Source organism: Pseudogulbenkiania ferrooxidans 2002 (assembly GCF_000174355.1).
In the GTDB taxonomy this organism is placed as follows: domain Bacteria; phylum Pseudomonadota; class Gammaproteobacteria; order Burkholderiales; family Chromobacteriaceae; genus Pseudogulbenkiania; species Pseudogulbenkiania ferrooxidans.
Map to the genome: position 1 here is coordinate 260,827 of NZ_ACIS01000006.1, position 19,707 is coordinate 280,533.

The 19,707-nt window shown below is 65.3% G+C and carries 16 protein-coding genes; 9 read left to right on the forward strand and 7 right to left on the reverse strand.

Annotated elements, in window-relative coordinates; genetic code table 11:
- Window positions 1-71 precede the first annotated feature (71 nt).
- The 3 genes from FURADRAFT_RS12445 to FURADRAFT_RS12455 form a co-directional block, all read right to left on the reverse strand.
- The gene (locus FURADRAFT_RS12445; protein WP_008954515.1) at window positions 72-1,574 is read right to left on the reverse strand and encodes a CoA-acylating methylmalonate-semialdehyde dehydrogenase; all 1,503 of its coding nucleotides are present in this window, start codon (window positions 1,572-1,574) and stop codon (window positions 72-74) included.
- 196 nt (window positions 1,575-1,770) lie between these two features.
- Window positions 1,771-2,622: a 3-hydroxybutyryl-CoA dehydrogenase gene (locus FURADRAFT_RS12450; protein ID WP_008954516.1), complete on the reverse strand. Its 852-nt coding sequence runs from the start codon at window positions 2,620-2,622 to the stop codon at window positions 1,771-1,773.
- Between the two features lie 185 nt (window positions 2,623-2,807).
- Entirely contained in the window at window positions 2,808-5,057 is a 2,250-nt protein-coding gene (locus FURADRAFT_RS12455) for an HDOD domain-containing protein (protein ID WP_008954517.1), read from the reverse strand.
- A 261-nt stretch (window positions 5,058-5,318) separates the two neighbouring features.
- Here FURADRAFT_RS12455 and cysD point away from each other — a divergent pair, with 261 nt between their 5' ends.
- The 3 genes from cysD to pgaB all read left to right on the forward strand — a co-directional run bounded on the left by cysD (window position 5,319) and on the right by pgaB (window position 10,001).
- Window positions 5,319-6,233, forward strand: a complete 915-nt coding sequence (gene cysD, locus FURADRAFT_RS12460) for a sulfate adenylyltransferase subunit CysD (RefSeq protein WP_008954518.1) — start codon at window positions 5,319-5,321, stop codon at window positions 6,231-6,233.
- An 87-nt stretch (window positions 6,234-6,320) separates the two neighbouring features.
- A complete protein-coding gene (gene cysN, locus FURADRAFT_RS12465; protein WP_008954519.1) occupies window positions 6,321-7,757 on the forward strand; it encodes a sulfate adenylyltransferase subunit CysN in 1,437 nt (478 codons plus the stop codon).
- Window positions 7,758-8,147: 390 nt separating this feature from the next.
- Window positions 8,148-10,001 (forward strand): poly-beta-1,6-N-acetyl-D-glucosamine N-deacetylase PgaB, encoded by a 1,854-nt coding sequence (pgaB, locus tag FURADRAFT_RS12470; RefSeq protein WP_236261584.1) that lies wholly within the window; start codon window positions 8,148-8,150, stop codon window positions 9,999-10,001.
- A 91-nt stretch (window positions 10,002-10,092) separates the two neighbouring features.
- On the opposite strand, the gene FURADRAFT_RS12475 is transcribed toward pgaB, so the two are convergent.
- Together FURADRAFT_RS12475 and FURADRAFT_RS12480 are read right to left on the reverse strand one after the other, a co-directional pair.
- The gene (locus tag FURADRAFT_RS12475) at window positions 10,093-10,938 is read right to left on the reverse strand and encodes a 23S rRNA (adenine(2030)-N(6))-methyltransferase RlmJ (RefSeq protein WP_008954521.1); all 846 of its coding nucleotides are present in this window, start codon (window positions 10,936-10,938) and stop codon (window positions 10,093-10,095) included.
- A gap of 148 nt (window positions 10,939-11,086) precedes the next feature.
- The gene (locus FURADRAFT_RS12480) at window positions 11,087-11,848 is read right to left on the reverse strand and encodes a tRNA pseudouridine(65) synthase TruC (RefSeq protein ID WP_008954522.1); all 762 of its coding nucleotides are present in this window, start codon (window positions 11,846-11,848) and stop codon (window positions 11,087-11,089) included.
- A gap of 129 nt (window positions 11,849-11,977) precedes the next feature.
- Here FURADRAFT_RS12480 and FURADRAFT_RS12485 point away from each other — a divergent pair, with 129 nt between their 5' ends.
- The 5 genes from FURADRAFT_RS12485 (at window position 11,978) to FURADRAFT_RS12505 (ending at window position 17,279) form a co-directional block, all read left to right on the forward strand.
- Window positions 11,978-13,183, forward strand: a complete 1,206-nt coding sequence (locus FURADRAFT_RS12485) for a cation:proton antiporter (RefSeq protein ID WP_008954523.1) — start codon at window positions 11,978-11,980, stop codon at window positions 13,181-13,183.
- A complete protein-coding gene (locus tag FURADRAFT_RS12490; RefSeq protein WP_008954524.1) occupies window positions 13,180-14,295 on the forward strand; it encodes a YbdK family carboxylate-amine ligase in 1,116 nt (371 codons plus the stop codon). Before FURADRAFT_RS12485 ends, FURADRAFT_RS12490 begins: the two co-directional genes overlap by 4 nt.
- A gap of 11 nt (window positions 14,296-14,306) precedes the next feature.
- Entirely contained in the window at window positions 14,307-15,095 is a 789-nt protein-coding gene (locus tag FURADRAFT_RS12495) for a gamma-glutamyl-gamma-aminobutyrate hydrolase family protein (RefSeq protein WP_008954525.1), read from the forward strand.
- A gap of 404 nt (window positions 15,096-15,499) precedes the next feature.
- Window positions 15,500-16,228 (forward strand): pseudouridine synthase, encoded by a 729-nt coding sequence (locus tag FURADRAFT_RS12500; protein WP_008954526.1) that lies wholly within the window; start codon window positions 15,500-15,502, stop codon window positions 16,226-16,228.
- Window positions 16,229-16,268: 40 nt separating this feature from the next.
- Window positions 16,269-17,279 carry a hypothetical protein gene (locus FURADRAFT_RS12505; RefSeq protein WP_008954527.1) on the forward strand — a complete coding sequence of 337 codons (1,011 nt, stop codon included), beginning with the start codon at window positions 16,269-16,271 and terminating at the stop codon, window positions 17,277-17,279.
- Window positions 17,280-17,290: 11 nt separating this feature from the next.
- On the opposite strand, the gene FURADRAFT_RS12510 is transcribed toward FURADRAFT_RS12505, so the two are convergent.
- A complete protein-coding gene (locus tag FURADRAFT_RS12510; RefSeq protein ID WP_008954528.1) occupies window positions 17,291-17,689 on the reverse strand; it encodes a putative zinc-binding protein in 399 nt (132 codons plus the stop codon).
- A 72-nt stretch (window positions 17,690-17,761) separates the two neighbouring features.
- Window positions 17,762-18,943 carry an alkaline phosphatase family protein gene (locus FURADRAFT_RS12515; RefSeq protein WP_008954529.1) on the reverse strand — a complete coding sequence of 394 codons (1,182 nt, stop codon included), beginning with the start codon at window positions 18,941-18,943 and terminating at the stop codon, window positions 17,762-17,764.
- A 362-nt stretch (window positions 18,944-19,305) separates the two neighbouring features.
- Here FURADRAFT_RS12515 and FURADRAFT_RS12520 point away from each other — a divergent pair, with 362 nt between their 5' ends.
- Entirely contained in the window at window positions 19,306-19,653 is a 348-nt protein-coding gene (locus tag FURADRAFT_RS12520; protein ID WP_008954530.1) for a YkgJ family cysteine cluster protein, read from the forward strand.
- The last annotated feature ends 54 nt before the right edge of the window (window positions 19,654-19,707 follow it).

Here is a 19,707-nt window from a genome sequence, read left to right on the forward strand (position 1 = left end):
GCCGGGTCGGCGGGAGGATGTCGATATGCGGCGCGTCCGGGTTGGATGAGCGCGCCGCGCCTGATGATGCGTCAGTGCAGCGCAATGGTGGTGTTGACCTTGCCGCTCGAGGCGGCGTCGTCGAACCAGCGGCTGGTGACGGTCTTGGTTTGGGTGTAGAACAGGATCACCTGCTTGCCGTACGGTCCCAGGTCGCCCAGTTTGGAACCGCGCGAGCCGGTGAACGAGAACAGCGGCACCGGCACCGGGATCGGCACGTTGATGCCGACCTGGCCGACGTCGATCTCCTCCTGGAACTTGCGCGCCGCGGCGCCGCTCTGGGTGAAGATGGCGGTGCCGTTGCCGTGCGGATTGGCGTTGATGAGTTCGATGGCCTCGTCGAGGCTATCCACCCCCACCAGGCACAGCACCGGCCCGAAGATTTCCTGGTCGTAGATCGCCATGCCGGGCTTCACGCCACTGAAGAGGGTTGGGCCGACGAAGTTGCCGTGCTCATGGCCGGGCACCTGCACGGCGCGGCCGTCCAGCTCCAGCTTGGCGCCTTGTTCGATGCCCTTGGCGATCAGTCCCGCGACGCGCGCCCGCGCCCGGGGGGAAATCAGCGGCCCGAGGTCAGGGTTGTCCCGGCCGGGGCCCACCTTGAGCGCCCGGGCCTTGACCACCAGCTCGGGAATCCAGCCCTGCGCCTCGCCCACCAGCACCGCCACCGAGATCGCCATGCAACGCTGGCCGGCGGCGCCGAATCCGGCGCCGACCAGCTGGTTGAGCGCCTGTTCCTTGTTGGCGTCGGGCAGCACGATGGCGTGGTTCTTGGCGCCCATCATGCACTGCACGCGCTTGCCGGCCTGGCTCGCGCGCTGGTAGACGTGGGTGCCGACCGGCGTGGAGCCGACGAAGGACAAGGCCTTGATGTCGGGGTGGTCGCACAGCGCGTTGACCACCTCGGGCCCGCCGTGCACCACGTTGAGCACGCCGGGCGGAATGCCGGCTTCGATCGCCAGTTCCACCAGGCGCATCGTCACCATCGGGTCCTGCTCGGACGGCTTGAGCACGAAGGTGTTGCCGCAGGCGATGGCCATCGGGAACATCCACAGCGGGATCATGGCCGGGAAGTTGAACGGCGTGATGCCGGCGCACACCCCGAGCGGTTGCTGCACGGTGTAGGTGTCGACGCCGCTGGCGACGTTCTCGGCGTGCTCGCCCAACTGCAGGTTGCCGATGTTGGCGGCGTGTTCGACCACTTCCAGGCCGCGGAACACGTCGCCCTCGGCATCGGCCAGGGTCTTGCCCTGCTCGGCGGTGAGGATCGCCGCCAGCTCCTTCATGTTGTCGCGGATCAGCTGCTGATACTTGAGGAAGAGGCGGGCGCGGGCGCCGATCGGCGTCTTCTTCCAGCTCTTGAAGGCTTCCTTGGCCGCCGATACGGCGGCGTCGACTTCCTCCGGCGTTGCCATCGGTACCCGCGCCAGCACTTGCTGCGTGGCCGGGTTGACGACGTCGCGCCAGTCGCTGGTGTTGGACTCGACGAATTCGCCGTTGATCAGCAGTTTGATGGTGGGGACGGCAGTGCTCATCGTGGTTTCTCCTCCGCGTGGCCGGACAGGAGCCGGTGTTCGATGCTGCCCGGCGCGGGCCGGCAGCGCATGGAAACCCTCTGCGCCGGGCCCGCGATCCGGTATGGCTCCCGCGACGGGTATGAACAGGGGCTTCGGCCAACCTTTATGATGTTCTGTTTAGACCATGCACCGGGTGCGCGTTCTCCCCATGTCGTCAGTCGTAGCGGTAGAAGCCGTGCCCGCTCTTGCGCCCGAGCCGGCCGGCCGCCACCAGCTGCGCCAGCAGCGGGCAGGCGCGGTACTTGCTGTCGCGGAACTCGTCGTGAAGGATGTCCATGATGGCGAGGCAGGTGTCCAGGCCGATCAGGTCGGCCAACGCCAGCGGGCCGATCGGGTGGTTCATGCCGAGCTTCATCACGGTGTCGATGTCCTCGGCGCTGGCCAGGTTCTCGTACAGCGCGAACGCCGCCTCGTTGATCATCGGCATCAGCACGCGGTTGGAGACGAAACCCGGGCCGTCCTTCACCGTTACCGGGGTCTTGCCGATTTCCACCGCCAGCGTGTGCACCGCCTGGTGGGTGGCATCGTCGGTCTGCAGCGCGCGGATGATCTCCACCAGCGGCATCAGCGGCACCGGGTTCATGAAGTGCATGCCGATCACCCGCTCCGGGCACTCCACCCAGGCCGCGATGCGGGTCAGCGAGATCGACGAGGTGTTGGACGCCAGGATGGCGTCGGCGGGCAGGGTGCGCGCCAGCTCGCGGAAAATCTTTTCCTTGATCGCGGGGTTCTCGGTGGCGGCTTCCACCACCAGCTGGCAGCCGGTCAGGGCGGCCAGCGTGTCGGCGGTGGTGATGTTGGAGAGGGTCAGCTCGACGTCGGCGGGGCTCAGCAGCGCCTTCTTTTCCAGCTTGGCGAGGCTCGTCCGGATGGTGGCGAGCCCTTTTTCCAGCGCTGCGGCCGAGGTGTCGACCAGGGTGACCTGAAAGCCGTGGCGGGCGAAGGTCTGGGCGATGCCGTTGCCCATGGTGCCGGCGCCGATAACGCCGATGCGGGTGATTGCCATGATGTCTCCTTGTGCACTGATTCCGTGAACATAAGATAACGTTTACGTAAACGTCAATATGCGACGCCGCAAAACGTTCGAATCCTTCTCTCACATTCCCGTCAATTATAGTCCGGCAGACCACGAAACCCGGCGCGAGCCATCGGCAAGACGGGCCGGGTAGGGGGTGTCGCGGCGTTCCGCCATCAGGCTCCGCCGGCGGACTGTTTCTGGCGGATCGCCAGCAGCGCCTGATTGCGCAGCGCCTTCAGCAGGTTCAGCGTTTCCGCGTCGGGCTTCAGGCTATGGGCATGCCTGCGTTCGCCGTACAGACAGCCGATCGGCTTGTTCTCCAGCACCAGCGGCAGGATCAGGAAGGTCTCCGCCGGCGTGGCGCGGCGCAGCCAGTTGGGGATGCGGCTGGCGATATTCGGCGCGTTGACGTCCTCGATCAGGATGTCGGCGTTGTGCTCCAGCGCCACGCAGAACACGTTGGCGGACTCCTGCAGGCTGAAGCGGAATGCCGGGATCATCGCGCCGATCCGCTCGCCAAAACCGGAACGCGCCACCATCTGTCCCAACCGCGGGTCGCGCGTGCACAGCAGCACGTGCTCGAACGGGGTGGCGCGAAACAACGTTTCCAGCACGGTCTGCAGCAGCTCGTTCAGGTTGAACGGGCCGAGCAGAGCGTGGGTGAGTTCCTGCATGCCGGCGCTCAAGCGGCGCGCGCTGCTGTCGTCGCAGGGCTCTGGTACGGCTGCGAAATCCAGCATCAGGTCGAGCTCCAGCTCTTGCGGCCGGGCTGCCTGGATGGCTTGGGCGAGCGGCGGAGGGCGAACGCCCGGACGCGTCGAGCCGGCGAGCAGCGCTGAGCCGCGCAGCCGCGCCAGGAAGCTGTCGGGACGGGCGCTGACCCCGATCGGCTCGACGTGCTCGTCGAACGCCCGCAGCGCGGCACGCACGTGCTCTATCGCCTGCTCCGCGTTCAGCGGCAACACGCGTTGATAGCGTTCCAGTAGCGTCTCCAGCGGCTGGCGCGGGGTGCTGCCGGGGTCTTGTGTCAGTTGCGTCAGCTCGGCGGCCAGGTTGGCCAGGATGCACAGCCGCGCCGCGGCACTGGCTGGCGGGCGGATCGGCCCGGCCGGCAGCAGCTCCATGCTCTGCACGATGCGTGCCGGGAAGCTCCAGTGCTCGGCCACGCTCATGCCCAGCGCGGCGAAATCCAGCCCCAGGGTATGGATGGTGGCCTGGGTCAGGCTCAGCCCGTTCTCGACCTTGAGGTCGATCAGCCGGCTTTCTTCGCGGAAATAGAAGCGGCACAGGAGTTCGCCCAGGTGGTGGAACATGCCGCAGATCAGCGCTTCCTCGCTGTCCCCGGCGGCACCGTGCTGCGCCAGTTCGCGCGTCAGCAGGCCGCAGAAGAAGGTGCGCAGCGCGGTGTCCTTCAAGGTGGCCGCGTGCGCCTTGTTGTGCATGTGTTCGAACAGCAGCAGCGTGATCGCCAGGTTGCGGATGGTGTCGAAACCGAGGATGACAATGGCGCGCGACACCGTGCTGACCGCGCCGCCGAAGTGGCTGTAATGCACCGAGTTCACCACCCGCAGCAGCTTGTTGGTGAGGGAGAAGTCCTGCAGGATGATTTCCGCCAGCTCTTGCACCCGGCCGGTATGGTCCTCACTCACCTGGTTGATGGCCTGGATCGCCTGCGACAGGGCGGGAAAGTCGGCTGAATAGCGCATGCGCTCCAGCAGGCTGTCCCAGGCGGTCGGGCTGGCGCTGCCCTTGATGAAGCGGTGCTGAGCGGTGAGCCAGGCCTGCAGCGCCGCCAGCAGCGAGGCGGCGTCGGCAAAGCCCTGTCCCGGCGTCGTGTCGAGCGCGCTCGCCATGATGGCGTCCAGTTCGTCATCGATCAGCGGGTTCAATTGCCGCAGCGGCGTGCTGCCGGGCGGCTGGCCGGTCAGCAACTGGTGCAGGATGCCGGCCAGCGCGGCGAGGTCGCGCTGGCGCATGCGGGGCAGGGCATTCGCCGGCGGTGCCGGCAACAGCCCGAGCCCGAGCAGGTGCGGCGTGCGCTCGTCGTCGAGCAGAATGTGGTCCAGGCTCAGCCAGCCGTGCGCCACGCCTTGGGCGTGGGCGTACATCAGCGCGCCCAGCAGGTCGCAGCACAGTCCCACCGCCTCTTTGCCCGGGAGCACCCCCGAGAGCGCCAGCAGGCTGGCCAGCGGATGCCAGGCCGGCAGGTCGTAATGCCAAAGGCAGAGCCCGTCGCGCAGTTCCTGCTCGCTGGGCGGGACGATGCCGGGATGTTTCAGCCGGGTGGCGGGAAAGGTGGCGACGGTCAGTTTCTGCGGCAACGACAGGGTATGGCGGAGCGTGCCGCCGGGGGCGGAAACCGGCAAGCCGGCCAGTAGCTGGGCGGCGTCGTGGCTCAGGATCGGTGCGGCGTGTGTTGTCATTCTTTTTCTCCCCCGCTGACTATATAAGCAATCTCCCGACTCCGGACAACTTTATCCTCGCCGTGGGAGACAGGGCCGCCATCGGGGGCGCCGCTATATGTCCGGTTAGATAGTTTTTTGCTTCCAATAGCGCATATTGATATATCCATTCGGTTTTGCCTGGCTAGGGGGCTTCCGGTAGATTGGCGTCAAATGGCAGGCGGGTGTGCCGCCTGCTGGCAGGAACAGAACTGGCCACGTGCCAATAGCGGGCGGAGCAAGATGACTATCAGTGAAGCAAGACTGACTCACCTCAAACAACTGGAAGCAGAGTCGATCCATATCATTCGCGAAGTGGCGGCGGAGTTCGAGAACCCGGTGATGCTGTACTCCATCGGCAAGGACTCGGCGGTGATGCTGCACCTCGCGCTCAAGGCGTTCTACCCGGGCAAGCCGCCGTTCCCCCTGCTGCATGTCGATACCACCTGGAAGTTCCGCGACATGATCGCGTTCCGAGACCGCATGGCGGCCAAGGTCGGCATGGAACTGCTGGTGCACACCAACGAAGAAGGGCGGGCGGCCAACATCAATCCGTTCGACCACGGCAGCGCCAAGTACACCGACGTGATGAAGACCGACGCCCTCAAGCAGGCGCTGAACAAGTACCAGTTCGACGCCGCCTTCGGCGGGGCGCGCCGCGACGAGGAAAAGTCGCGCGCCAAGGAGCGTGTTTATTCCTTCCGCGACAAGAACCATCGCTGGGACCCGAAAAACCAGCGTCCGGAACTCTGGAACATCTACAACAGCAAGATCAACAAGGGCGAGAGCATCCGCGTGTTCCCGCTGTCCAACTGGACCGAGCTCGACATCTGGCAGTACATCTACCTCGAAAACATCGAGATCGTGCCGCTCTATTTCGCCAAGCCGCGCCCGGTGGTCAACCGCGACGGCATGCTGGTAATGGTCGACGACGAACGCCTGCCGCTCAAGGAAGGCGAAGTGCCGGAAATGCGCAGCGTGCGCTTCCGCACCCTGGGCTGTTACCCGCTGACCGGCGCGGTCGAGTCAGAAGCGGCCACGCTGCCGGAGATCATCCAGGAAATGCTGCTCACCACCACCTCCGAGCGCCAGGGCCGCCTGATCGACCACGACCAGGCCGGCTCGATGGAGAAGAAGAAGATGGAAGGCTATTTCTAAGCCTGTCCTGACGAGCTTGTCGCGAATACCGCGTGCCGACGTGAATGCCCCCGGCCTCACGTTGGCCGAAGATGACGGAATACCACCATGTCTCACCAATCCGAACTGATTGCCAGCGATATCCTGGCCTACCTGAAACAGCACGAAAACAAGGATCTGCTGCGCTTCATCACCTGCGGCAACGTCGACGACGGCAAGTCCACGCTGATCGGCCGGCTGCTGCACGATTCCAAGCTGATCTTCGAAGACCAGCTGGCCGCGATCCAGAAGGACAGCAAGAAGTACAACACCACCGACGAGGACATCGATCTGGCCTTGCTGGTCGACGGCCTGCAGGCCGAGCGCGAGCAGGGCATCACCATCGACGTGGCCTACCGCTACTTCTCCACCGAGAAGCGCAAGTTCATCATCGCCGACTGCCCGGGCCACGAGCAGTACACCCGCAACATGGCCACCGGCGCCTCCACCTCGGACCTGGCGGTGATCCTGATCGACGCTCGCCGCGGTGTGCAGACCCAGACCCGCCGTCACAGCTACATCGTGAGCCAGCTCGGCATCCGCCACGTCATCGTGGCGATCAACAAGATGGACCTGGTCGACTTCAGCCAGGAGGTGTTCGACAAGATCCGCGACGATTACCTCGCCTTCGCCGAACACCTGGCGATTCCGGACATCCGCTTCGTGCCGATCTCGGCGCTGCGCGGCGACAACGTGGTGAAGCCGAGCGAACGCGCGCCGTGGTACGACGGCGCCACCTTCATGCAGCTCTTGGAGTCGGTCGAGCTGTCGCACGACGCCGCGCTCGACGCCTTCCGCCTGCCGGTGCAGTACGTCAACCGCCCGCACCTGGACTTCCGCGGTTTCTGCGGCACCATCGCCTCCGGCCGCGTGCACCCGGGCGACCAGATTATGGTGTTGCCGTCGGGCAAGACCAGCAAGGTCAAGGCCATCGTCACCGCTGACGGCGATCTGGCCAGTGCCCACGTCGGCCAGGCGGTCACGCTGACGCTGGAAGACGAGATCGACTGCTCGCGCGGTGACATGATCGTGCGTAGTGGCGAGGTGGAACCCCAGGTCTCGGCGGCGTTCGATGCCCACATCGTGTGGATGAACGAGGTGCCGTTGCAGGTGGGCAAGGAGTACGCCTTCAAGCTGGCCGGCAAGAACGTGTTCGGCCGTGTCGAGCACATCCTGCACCGCGTCGACGTCAACACCATGGAGCAGTATGCCGCCGACGAGCTCAAGCTCAACGAGTTCGGCCTGTGCCGCGTCGTCGTCAATGCCCCGGTGGTGTTCGACGCCTACCGCCAGTGCCGTGGCAGCGGCAACCTGATCGTGATCGACCGCCTGTCCAACGCCACCGCCGGCGCCGGCATGATCACCGGCGCCGCGCAGAGCGACAGCAGTGCCCAGGATGCCAACGAACTGGCCCGCCTGCGTGCCTTCGAGCTGGAGTTCAACGCGCTGGTGCGCAAGCACTTCCCGCACTGGGAAGCCAAGGACATCAGCCAGCTGCTGAAGTAAGCACGGCCAAAGCCCGCCGGTTCAATGCCAGTCAGTCGATCTGACTGGCATTTTTGTTTTGTCGGGGCGCCGCAAGGAAAGAGTGTGTCGGTCGGGCGGGCATCTGGCGTGGCCCGGTAGCCACGTCGGCAGTACGGCAGCTTTGGCGGGTTGTGCGAAATATGCTATTGTGCTGAATTTTGCGGCGATGGCAGCCGGAATGGCGCTGGCCGCCGGCCCCGGCGGGGCTTCTTCTTCAGCAAATTACAATTAGTAACAAACAGATACCCGTCCCGCTACGGATTGTGGCGTCTTCTTTGTTATGATGTAACGAATCGTAATGTCAGCGGGTCGACCCCACTGGCCAACGTCCAATTCCTGCCTCACCCGCTAGTTGCAACTACCTACCCGATGACAATGAATCGCATCCTGTCCCTTGCCATGGGCCTGCTTATCGCCCTGACATCCACCCTGACCCTGGCGGCGTCCCAGCTGCAGATACTGGGCTATCACGAAATCACCGATAAAGAACAGGCGCTGATTCCGCAGTACGCCATCAGCCCGGCCACCTTTCTGGCCCAGATGCAGTGGTTCAAGAGCAACGGTTATCACTTCGTCAGCGTCGACGACGTGCTGGCGGATCGCGCCGGCAAGAAGCCGCTACCGCCCAAGGCCGTGCTGCTGTCGTTCGACGACGGCTACGAGGACGTCTACAGCCAGGTTTTCCCGATTCTGAAGCAGTTCAACGCGCCGGCCCAGATCGCCCTGGTCGGCAGCTGGCTGGAGCCGCAGGACGGCATGGTCAACTTCGCCGGCCAGGCGGTGCCGCGCAGTCGCTTCCTGTCGCAAAGCCAGATCAGGGAAATGGTGAAAAGCGGGCTGGTGGAAGTCGCCAGTCACACCTACGGTCTGCACGAAGGCGTGGTGGCCAATCCCCAGGGCAACACCCAGCCGGCCGCCACCACCCGCATTTTCCGGGATGGCCGCTATGAAACCGAGAAGGAATACCGCGCCCGGGTGGCGGCCGACCTGCGCCATAACAACGCCTTCCTGCGTCGCTACACCGGCCAGACCCCGCGCATCATGGTGTGGCCGTACGGCAGCTATAACCAGCCGCTGGTCGAGATCGCCGCCAAGCTGGGGCTGGTGGTCGACCTGACGCTGGACGATGGCCCCAATACCGGCCGCATCGCGCTGACCGGGCTGCGCCGCATCCTGCTGGAAAGCGATACCAGCCTCAGCGATCTGGCCACCGATCTGGCCCTGCGTGCCGGGCCTCACGAGATCATCACGCTGCCCGGCAAGATCATGCATGTCGCGATCGACGACATCTACGACCCGGACCCGGATCGCCAGAATCAGAACCTCGGCAATCTGCTCGAGCGCATCGTCGCCAGCGGGGTCAATACCGTTTACCTGAAGGCGTTCGCCGATCATGACGGCAACGGCACCGCCGATGCCGTGTACTTCCCCTCGCGGCGTCTGCCGATGCGGGCCGACCTGCTCAACCGCGTGGTCTGGCAAATCAAGACCCGTACCTCGGTGCAGGCGGTGTACGCCTGGGGGCCGTTGCTGGTCAGCGCGGCCGCCTCGGGCTCGGTCGAGCGTCCGGGCGCCGTCACGGCGCGGCTGTCGCCGTTCAGCGCGCGCGGGCGCCAGCTGCTGCGCCAGCTCTACGAAGAGATGGCGTTGGCCGGGCCGATCGACGGTTTGCTGTTCAGCGAGGAACCGGCGTCTGGCGACGCGCCAAGCGGCCGCCAAGAACCGGGCATGACCGGGCAGTGGGACCGCTTTGCCCTGGAACTGGCCGCCATCGTGCGGCGCGAGCACCCCGACCTCAAGACGGCGCGAACCCTTTACCGCGCCCCGCTGCTGAGCACCCAGGGGGCGAACCAGTACGCCCAGGCGTTCCGGCAGATGCTGTCCAGTTACGATTTCACCGTCGCCGCGGTGGCGCCCGCCGAGGATGGCTGCGTGCCGGAGCGTGCCCTGCACGAGGTGGTGCGCCTGGCGGCCAACCATCCGGGCGGCCTGACCAAGACCGTGTTCGATCTGGCGGCGCCGGGGTGTGACCGTTTTGCCACGCTGCCGGGCGAGCCGATGGCCAAGACGGTGAGCCAGCTCTACAGCCGGGGCGTGCAGCACATCGCCTTCTACCCCGCGCCGCTGGCGGGCGACCAGCAGGCCACGGCGGCGCTGGCGCAGGTATTCGCCATCAAGGGCAACATGATCGGTGCCAAGCCCCGCGCCACCGTGACGCAGTGACCCCTGGCGCACTCGCGTAGCGAGCCGACAGCAAAAAGCCCACGAAAGTGGGCTTTTTGTCGTCGGGCAACAGATAAGGTTGGCCGAAGCCTCAGTTCTCGTGCTGCTCCAGCGTGAAGCCGGCCCCCTTGTCGAGCCCCAGAACCTCGACCAGGTACGGCATCACCTGCTGCAGCGTGGCGTGTAGCGTCCAGGGCGGGTTGAGGATGAACATGCCGCTGCCGTGCATGCCGAAGCCATCCTTGGAGGGGCTTTGCACCGACAGCGTGACGTTGAGCCAGCTCTTCACCGGCAGCTTCTTCAGCTGCTGCGGCAGCTCCGTCGCTTCCTGGCGTTGCAGGCAGGGATACCATACCGCGTAGGTGCCGGTGGCGAAACGCTTCAGCCCTTCCTTGAGCGCCGTCACCACGTGCTGGTAGTCGCGCTTGTCCTCGTACGGCGGATCAATCAGCACCAGGGCGCGGCGCGGCGGCGGCGGCAGGATCGCCTTGATGCCTTCGAAGCCGTTGGCGGCCTGCACCTGCACCCGGCGCCCGGCATTGGCGAAGTTGTTCTGCAGGATCTGGCTGTCGGTGGGGTGCAGTTCGAACAGGCGCAGCTTGTCGCCGGCCGGCATCACCTCGCTCGCCACAAGGGGTGAACCGGGGTAGAGCCGCAGCCGGCCGTCCGGATTGAGACGGCGCACCACCTCGACGTAGCCGGCCAGCGGCTCGGGCAGGTCGTCGCGCTGCCACAGCCGCGCGATGCCGCTCTCGAATTCGGCGTTCTTGGTGGCGTAGCCTTCTTCCAGCGAGTAGCAGCCGGCGCCGGCGTGGGTGTCGACGTACCAGTAGGGCTTGTCCTTCTGCCCGAGGTAGCGCAGCAGTTCGACTTCGACAAAGTGCTTGAGCACGTCGGCGTGGTTGCCGGCGTGAAAGGCGTGACGGTAACTCAGCATGAATCGGTCTTTCTTCGGTCAGGCGCAGATTGTAGCCGATGGCCGGCGACGCCGCTGCCAGAACCTGGCCGCGCCAGGCGGCACATGCCGGTGCACAGCGGCGGCCACACGGCACCCCGCTCGGACGCGGAGCGCCGCGGACGCCTGCTCAAAGGTTGGCCGAAGCCGCGCTTCCCAGCCACGCGGACGGCAGCGCGTCCTCCCAGCCCAGGGCGCGCACCACGCCGGCAAAATCGTCGGCCAGCGGCGCGGTCAGGGTCACGGTTTCGCCGCTGACCGGGTGGGCAAAGCGCATTTCCATGCAGGCCAGCAGCAGGCGCTGGCTGCCGAACAGTTCGCCGAACAGCCGGTTGTGCCGGCCCTTGCCGTAGGTGGCGTCGCCGATGATGGGATGGGCGATGTGCTTGAGGTGGCGGCGCAGCTGGTGGCGCCGGCCGGTTTCCGGCGTCAGCTCGACCAGCGCGTAGCGGCTGTGCGGGTACTTGTCGACGGCGTAGGGCAGCTCCACCGTGGCCAAGCGGCGAAACCGCGTCAGCGCCGCCTGCGGCGCGGTGTCGACCTTCTCGCCCACCCATTCCAGATCGTCCGGGCGGCGCGTCAGCGCGTGCTCGATCTCGCCCTGTTCGTCCGGCCAGCCGCGCACCACCGCCAGGTAGCGCTTGTCGACCTGCTGGCGCTCGAACTGCCAGCTCATCTCGCGTCCCATGTCGCGGTCGAGCGCGAACAACAGCACGCCCGAGGTGCCCTTGTCGAGACGGTGCACCGGGTAGACTCGCTGGCCGATCTGGTCGCGCAACAGCTGGATGGCGAAGCGGGTTTCGTGACGGTCGAGCACGGTGCGGTGCACCAGCAGGCCGGAGGGTTTGTGGATGGCGATCAGGCGTTCGTCGCGGTAAAGAATCGGCAGCATGGGGCGGGCCAGAGGCGAAAGAGCCGGCATTATGCGCGCCGATGTCGTACCGGGAAAGGCCCACCCCGGCGTTGTGCGGCGGCAAAGTGTTCTATGGTGGTAATACGTGAAATGACGTTGGAGAACGCCATGGCCCTGGGTGCAGCGCAGAGTTTCCTGCCTTCCTGGCCTCTGCCGGTCGGTGGTGTGTTCTGGATCGCGGTGACGCTGGTGTTGACCGGCCTGGCCGGCGAGTGGTGTTACCGGCGCCTGGGTTTTCCGCGCATCGTGGCGTATTCCGCCACCGGCATGGCGATCCGCCTGGCCGGAGTGGAGCCCATGCTCAGGGTGGACGATTCCGGGTTGCGCGTGGTGCTGGACCTGGCGTTGGCGCTGCTGCTGTTCGAGCTGGGCGCCCGCGTCGACGTGCGCTGGTTGCGGCGCAACCCCTGGCTCTTGGCCAGCAGTGTCGCCGAGGCGGGCTTGAGCTTCGTCGTGGTGGGCTCCCTGCTGTCCTGGTGGGGCGTTTCGCCGCCGGTGGCGCTGAGTGTGGCCGCCATTGCCATGGCGGCGTCGCCGGCCATCGTCAGCCGGGTGGTCAGCGAGTTCCAGTCAGTAGGGCAGGTCACCGAGCGCCTGCTGCTCATGACCACGCTCAACAGCATCTACGCCATCCTGCTGGTCAAGCTGCTCACCGGCTGGATGCACAGTGCCGCCGGCAACCCGCTGCTGGCGATCAGCGTGCCGCTGTACGTGCTGACCGGGTCGCTGCTGGTGGCCTTGCTGCTGGCGGGGGGCGTGGAGCGGCTGTCGCGCAGCATGGATGTGCAGAGCGAGGCGGCCACCGTGCTGCTGTTCGGCCTGATCCTGCTCGCCACCGCCTTGCTGCAGATGCTGAACCTTTCCACCTTGCTGGCACCGCTGCTGGCCGGAGTGGTGTTCCGCAGCCGGCGGCTGCGGCCCTGGGTCTGCCCCGATCATTTCAGCGCCGCCGGCAGCCTGCTGGTGGTGGTGCTGTTCGTGGTGAGCGGCATGATGCTATCGCCAGGACAGTTGCTGAGCGGAGCCGTGATGGCGGTGGTTCTGCTGTCGGGTCGCTTCGTGGCCAAGCTGGTCGGGGTGCTGGCGTTTGCCCGGCTGAGCGGGCTCAGCCTGCGCCAGGGCGTGACGCTGTCGCTGGCGCTGACGCCGCTATCGATCGTGGCCTTCGTGCTGGCGACGGATCTGGGGCTATCCTTCCCCACGCTGCGCCAGGAGCTGAACTCGGTCTTGCTCGGTGCCGTGGTACTGATGGAGCTGGCCGGGCCGCTGCTGGTGAAATGGGCGCTGGAGCGCAGCGCGGAGATCAAATCATGAGCCTGGAACGTTTTGCCCCGTCCCGCCCTCTGACCATGGGAGTGGAACTGGAACTTCAGGTGGTCAACCGTCACGACTACGACCTTGCTCCCAGCGTGGAAGACCTGCTGCGTCTGATGAAAGGGGTCGATATCCCGGGCGAGGTCAAACCGGAAATCACGGACTGCATGATCGAACTGTCGACCGGCATCTGCAACAGCTACCAGGAGCTGATCGATCAGCTCGAGCTGATCCGCAACGAGTTGCTGCGCGCGGCCGACAAGCTCAACCTCGGCCTGTGCGGCGGCGGCACCCATCCGTTCCAGCAGTGGACCCAGCGCCAGATCTTCGAAACGCCGCGCTTTCTGCATCTGAATGAGCTGTACGGTTATTTGTCCAAGCAGTTCACCGTGTTCGGCCAACATGTGCACATCGGCTGCCCCGGCCCCGACGAGGCGCTGTGCATGCTGCACGCCTTGTCGCGCTACATTCCGCATTTCATCGCGCTGTCGGCCTCCTCGCCGTACGTGCAGGGAGTGGATACCGGTTTCGATTCGGCCCGCATCAATTCGGTAACGGCCTTTCCGCTCTCGGGTCGGGCACCGTTCCTGCTCTGCTGGGACGATTTTTCGTGCTACTTCGAGCACATGACGCGGACCGGCGTGGTCGAAAGCATGAAAGACTTCTATTGGGATATCCGGCCCAAGCCTGAATACGGCACCATCGAGGTGCGCGTGATGGATACGCCGTTGAGCTTGGAGAAGGCGGCCCGCATCGCCGCCTACATTCAGGCCATCGTGCGCCGCCAGCTGGTGGAAAAACCCGACCGGCCGCTCGAGGACGATTACCTGGTGTACAGCTTCAACCGTTTCCAGGCCTGCCGTTTCGGCTTCGACGGCGTGTTTGTCGATCCGCGCACGCTGGAGCACCGCACCATCCGCGACGACATCCTGCTGACGCTCGATATGCTGGAGCCGCACGCCATCGAGCTGGGCAGCAACGGCGCCTGCCGAGAGTTGCGCCTCGATGCCCTGAATCGCGGCAACGATGCCGGCTGGATACGCGCGCTGCAGCGCCAGGAAAACCTGCTGCCCGAGGTGGTGCGGCAGCAGTGCCTGCGTTGGAGCCAGTAAAGCAGACACCTATGGAAAAGAGACCCCTCAAGATAGGGCTATCGGCACGGCTGATGCATACCCCGCCCAAGGAGCTGGGGTTCCGCAACAAGGTGCTCCAGTACATCGAGCAGTCCATCGCGCACTGGGTGATGGCACACGGCGCGCTGGCCTTCATGGTGCCGACCCTCGAGACGGGCGGGGAAGTGCAGCGCTCCAGTCTGTCGATCAAGAGCGTGGTACACGAACTCGACGCCCTGCTGCTGCAGGGCGGGTCCGACGTCTGCCCGCTGAGCTACGGCGAGGAGGCATTGCGGCCGGAGTGGTCGGGTGACCGCATCCGCGACCTCTACGAAATCGAGCTGTTCTGGGAATTCGTGTTCCAGCGCAAGCCGGTGCTGGGCATCTGTCGCGGGGCCCAGCTGATCAACGTCGCCATGGGCGGGACGCTGTATCAGGACATCCTGACCCAGCATCCGGACGCCCATCCGCATGTCGATGCTGACCTCTACGACAAGTATTCCCACCGCATCGAAATCCTGCCGGAGTCTCACCTGGCGCAACTGTATCCCGAGTCCGCCGCGGCCCATGTCAACAGCATTCATCACCAGGCGGTGAAGGACCTGGGGAACGACCTGGCGATCGAGGCGGTGTCGGCGCAGGACCGCATCGTTGAAGCCATCCGTTGGAAGGGAGAGGGTTTTGTCGCCGGTTTTCAGTGGCACCCGGAGTTTCACGGCAGCAATCGCAACCTGCTCGATAGCGCGCCGGCGTTGCTGGATTTCCTGTTTGCTGCCGAACAGCAGCGCGATAGCCGATGATGCATATTAGTTTTTATTTGTTATTTGAGTTTCAATTGGAATTATAAGAATTTTTACGAATATCGCGATGTCGAATCCGCCGCTATAGTGACGACCTATCAAGCACTGAATGTGAACCGGCGCTTTCGCCCCGGCGAATCCGGTTCGGGCGCTGCACGCTTTTTGGGGAGTTTCGGCTGTCTTGACGTCGCGCCTTCTCCGATTTCAGGTTTGCTTCGATATTGGTAATTGGTCCCTTGTCCGGGTCCGCCAACGGCGGGCCCGGTTTTTTTTTGCCGCCTTGAGCGGACCGTCGACGCCCTGCCGCGCGCATGCCGTCATGGCCTCCGCCCGCCTTATCTCCTACAATACGGGCCAGATCAACCGGGCGGCCATGCAGCCGCTTTTTTCTTTCAGGATGTGCCATGGAACCCGTACGCCTTTCTAAACGTCTCGCCGAGCTTGGCATCTGTTCGCGCCGCGAAGCCGACAGCTACATCGAGCAGGGCTGGGTGAAAGTGGACGGCCAGGTGGCGGTGCTCGGCTTCAAGGTGCTGCCGCATCAACACATCGAACTCGACCCGCGCGCGAAGAAGGCGCAGTTGGAGCGCGTCACCATCCTGCTCAACAAACCGGTGGGCTATGTCTCGGGCCAGGCGGAAAAGGGCTACAAGCCCGCCGCCATGCTGGCGGTACCGGCCAATCACTGGGAGGGCGACAAGAGCGGCATCCGCTTCAGCCCCAACCACCTCAAGGGATTGGCGCCGGCCGGCCGGCTTGATATCGATTCGGTCGGCCTCCTGGTGCTGACCCAGGACGGCGTGGTGGCCAAACGGCTGATCGGCGAGAATTCCACCGTGGAAAAGGAGTACCTGGTACGCGTCACCGGCGAGCTGAGCCCCGAAGGCCTGAAACTGCTCAACCATGGCCTGTCGCTCGACGGCCAGCCGCTGCGCCCGGCCAAGGTCAGCTGGCAGAACGAAGACCAGCTGCGTTTCATCCTGCGCGAAGGCAAGAAGCGCCAGATCCGGCGCATGTGCGAGCAGGTCGGCCTGTACGTGGTGGGGCTGAAGCGGGTGCGTATCGGCAACGTCATGCTGGGCGATCTGCCGACCGGCCAATGGCGCTACCTGCGCGAAGACGAGCAGTTCTGACGCGCCATCCAACCCGTCCTCTTTCACTTGGTAATTCCGTATGCTGAAGCGACTGGTCGACCTGTTCCTGAGCCCCCGTCACGGTTCAGCCAAGCCACGGCGGCAGCTGCAGGCCGAACTGGAGAGGGTGGTCGAGATGGTCGAGCCGCGCCTGCGCCTGGTCACCGGCTATCCGCGCGTGTTGCTGCGGGGCATGGCGCGCACGCTGGATTTTGCCGAGCAGCTGACGCAGGATCTGCCGGAGGTGCTGGAACTGTCCTGGCGCGGCTTCACCAGCGACCGTCGCCTGGGTATGTTCTTTTCCTCGCCTGCCAGTCTGCTCGATCTGCTGCAGACCAGTTCCGAACTGGATGCCTTCTTCGCCCGGCCCGGCAACGGTGATGTGGCTTTCTGCCTGCTCATCATGCAGCGCAGCGACAACCAGCGCCTTGGCATGGTCAGCCAGAACGGCGAGGTGGTCGCCGAGGTGCCGCAACTGGTGGTCAGCTTCGACAACCACCGCCTGACCCTGCCCAGCGCCACGCTCGATGAATTTGTCCCGCGCCTGGCCGAGCGGGGGGTAGAGCGCCTCACCGGGGTGATCGCCCGTCGCTTGCGCGACAAGGAGGCACAGCGGGTCGAGCTGGAAAGCGAGCTGCTGCGCGTCGAGCTGAAACTGAAGACCCTGCGCGCTCCCGGCCAGCTCGTGGTGGATGCCATGGCGGACCAGGGGCCGGCCTTGCCCGATTCACCGCAGGCGCTGCAAAGCCGTTTCGAGGCGGTGCGTACCGACCTGGCGGCACTCAAGGCCGAGCTGACCCTGGACGGCAAGCTGCGCGAGGTGCGGCAGATCCTGGAGCATCCGGCCGATTATTTCAGCAGCCGCAGCGTCACGCTCAACCTTGACCGCATGGGGGTGTTGCAGCCGGATGACGAGTCGGGCAATGGCCACCCGATCTGCTTCGAAGAGGTGCTCTTGGGCGAGATACCGCCGGTGCGCCGTGTGGTGGTGCCCGCCAGGGTTACCCAGCAAGCGATCCGCGAGCTGGAAGAGAATTTCGGCACAGGCTGAACCCAGGCGGTTCAGCCTTTTTTTTCGTGGTCCCGGGGCTGGTCGGCAAGGGCTTCCGACTCGGTCTGTATCCGTGGCCACAGCCGTTCGGCCTCGGCGGCGTCGTAATCGTGATGCTTGCGCTTGACCACGCCGAATTCGGACAGCACCACGTGCCGGTCGGCGCTGACCCCGGCGTTGGCGAGACAGGCCTTGACGCAGGCCAGCGGACAGCCGTCCAGTGCCAGCACCGGCCGGCCGGAGCGGGCCATCCGCACCAGCGCCGGCACGCCGCCCCCGACTCCCGAGATGCAGGACATCTCGGCCAAGCCTTCGCGGGTCAGCTTCAGGGCAAAATCGTTGGCCATCTGGGCGGCGCTGGAACAGCCGGAGCAGGCGTAGACGAGAGGGAGGGTAGTCTTCGCTTTCATAGCCTTACGTTACGACGGCGGCCAGCCGGATACCATCCCCCCATTAGGGTAGGGGGGTCTAGTCCATGCGGCCTAGCGGCCGTGGAACACGATCAGCGGCACCGCCATCTCCGCCGCGCTGACGCCGGCGTGCACGCCGGGCAGGTAGTAGGGCTTTTCGCCGGGCACGAGGTCGCGCAGGGTCCAGTCGTCTTTCATGATCAGCACCGCTTCGCCGATGCGTTGCGCCAGTTCCGCATGCTGCGGGCCGGGGCCGAAAACGCCTTGCTCCAGCAGCACCCGGCTTTCCAGGCACCAGGCGGCGTGGCCGAGCCGGTGCCGGGCGTTGGCGAGAAAGGCCTCGCAGCGGCCCGGTCGCACGTGGCAGAACGCCACGCGCCGCTCGCCGGACAAGGGCGCGCGCAGATCGGCCACCAGTTCGGGATAGTCTTCCAGATCGATCTGCCTCTCCAGCGGCGCATCGATAAAGCCGTGATCGGCGGTGACCAGCACGGTGACATCCTGGCCACGCAGTGATTCGGTGAATTGCCGGAACGCCTGATCGATCCGTTCGAACAGCAGACGTACCGGCTCGGCTCGCGTGCCGTGGGCGTGCATCGTGCTGTCGAGCTGCGGTAGGTAGCCGTAGACAAAACTCGGGCCACCGTCGGCCTGCATGATCTGCTGCAGCTGGCCGAACATGTCCTCGATGTTGCGATAGGGTAGGCGCCGGGCCTGCCCCGAGTGCTGGCGGCTGTAGGGTGAGTCGCTGATGTAGGCCGGCTGCAGCACCGTGGCCGGGCGGTCGAAGCGATCGAACAGAGCGGGTGTCTCGAACAGGGTCTCGGCTACGGTGGCGGCATCGCTGGTGTCGTCTTCCGGCCAGCGCACCGTCAGCGGCAGGGCGGCCACAATGCGCTCCGGGTTGTTCTGGTAAACGTGCCAGCCCGTCAGCCCATGCCGCACCGGTGGCTCGCCGGTCATCAGCGTGGTGATGGCGGCGGCCGTGGTGGGCGGGAAGACCGAGGTCAGCGTGCCATGCTGGTGCCGGCGCAGAGCGCTCTCCGGCCCGAGCGCCTGCAGCTGCTGTTCTCCCAGCCCGTCGATAACCAGCAGTACCACGTGGCGGCGTGCCGCCAGCCCGGCCAGGGCGGGGTGTCGCAGCAGAGGGTGGCCGATGGGGCAGCCGAGGGCTTCGGCCAACGTGGCGGTGAGATTGAGCAGGCTGTGGCCGCGGTAGTCGGGCCAGCTGGAGCCGGGGCAATGCTGTTGCATGGTGTCGTCTCGCCGTGAGTGTGGGGGGATAAGCGCTGTTGCGCGTTCCCATACCGGTCTCGCGCCGCTGTCGGTGCGTCGTCAAGCTTCTACCGTTGGCCTGAATTTGCCCACAGTAACGTCATTCGCCCATGCCGAGGGTTGCCGCGGAAAGGGCATGAAGGCATTATCCGCCAGAAAACCGAACCGTATTCCACTTTGCCTTGGAAGCGATAACGTTGCCGGTGGCGTTACCTGGACCGCATGCGAATCTTTGGTTCGCTCGGCGGACCCTTGCCGTGCTGTCTGCGGCCCTGCGCACCGGCCTTCGCGTTCTCATTGCCACTGCTTTTTGGAACTAGCCTGCATCTGGAGCTTCCTTCGTGACGGACCGCCTGCACAATACCTGTCTTTCCTGTGGCGCCTGCTGCGCCGCCTTCCGTGTTACCTTCCACCGCTCCGAGCTCGACTGCGAGCCGGGAGGGCGTGTGCCGGAGCGGCTGGCCGACGAGGAAACCGCCTCCCTGGTGCGGTTGCGTGGCACCGATTACGCCCGGCCGCGCTGCATCGCGCTGGTCGGCAAGATCGGTGAGGAAGTGCGCTGCGGTATCTACGAACATCGGCCGTCACCCTGTCGCGAATTCGCCATGCGTGCCGGTATTGGCGTGTTCGAGGAGGCCTGCAACCGGGCGCGCGCTCAGCATGGCCTGCCGCCGCTGCCTTTGGGATGAGGCCGCTGCAGGGTGATTGATTTTACGTTGACGTTAACGTAATGTAATCGAATC

Bases quoted from the DNA above. Each gene is read 5' to 3' on its own strand.
- FURADRAFT_RS12445 (WP_008954515.1), bottom strand. From the start codon at position 1,574: ATGAGCACTGCCGTCCCCACCATCAAACTGCTGATCAACGGCGAATTC.
- FURADRAFT_RS12450 (WP_008954516.1), bottom strand. From the start codon at position 2,622: ATGGCAATCACCCGCATCGGCGTTATCGGCGCCGGCACCATGGGCAAC.
- FURADRAFT_RS12455 (WP_008954517.1), bottom strand. From the start codon at position 5,057: ATGACAACACACGCCGCACCGATCCTGAGCCACGACGCCGCCCAGCTA.
- cysD (WP_008954518.1), top strand. From the start codon at position 5,319: ATGACTATCAGTGAAGCAAGACTGACTCACCTCAAACAACTGGAAGCA.
- cysN (WP_008954519.1), top strand. From the start codon at position 6,321: ATGTCTCACCAATCCGAACTGATTGCCAGCGATATCCTGGCCTACCTG.
- pgaB (WP_236261584.1), top strand. From the start codon at position 8,148: ATGACAATGAATCGCATCCTGTCCCTTGCCATGGGCCTGCTTATCGCC.
- FURADRAFT_RS12475 (WP_008954521.1), bottom strand. From the start codon at position 10,938: ATGCTGAGTTACCGTCACGCCTTTCACGCCGGCAACCACGCCGACGTG.
- FURADRAFT_RS12480 (WP_008954522.1), bottom strand. From the start codon at position 11,848: ATGCTGCCGATTCTTTACCGCGACGAACGCCTGATCGCCATCCACAAA.
- FURADRAFT_RS12485 (WP_008954523.1), top strand. From the start codon at position 11,978: ATGGCCCTGGGTGCAGCGCAGAGTTTCCTGCCTTCCTGGCCTCTGCCG.
- FURADRAFT_RS12490 (WP_008954524.1), top strand. From the start codon at position 13,180: ATGAGCCTGGAACGTTTTGCCCCGTCCCGCCCTCTGACCATGGGAGTG.
- FURADRAFT_RS12495 (WP_008954525.1), top strand. From the start codon at position 14,307: ATGGAAAAGAGACCCCTCAAGATAGGGCTATCGGCACGGCTGATGCAT.
- FURADRAFT_RS12500 (WP_008954526.1), top strand. From the start codon at position 15,500: ATGGAACCCGTACGCCTTTCTAAACGTCTCGCCGAGCTTGGCATCTGT.
- FURADRAFT_RS12505 (WP_008954527.1), top strand. From the start codon at position 16,269: ATGCTGAAGCGACTGGTCGACCTGTTCCTGAGCCCCCGTCACGGTTCA.
- FURADRAFT_RS12510 (WP_008954528.1), bottom strand. From the start codon at position 17,689: ATGAAAGCGAAGACTACCCTCCCTCTCGTCTACGCCTGCTCCGGCTGT.
- FURADRAFT_RS12515 (WP_008954529.1), bottom strand. From the start codon at position 18,943: ATGCAACAGCATTGCCCCGGCTCCAGCTGGCCCGACTACCGCGGCCAC.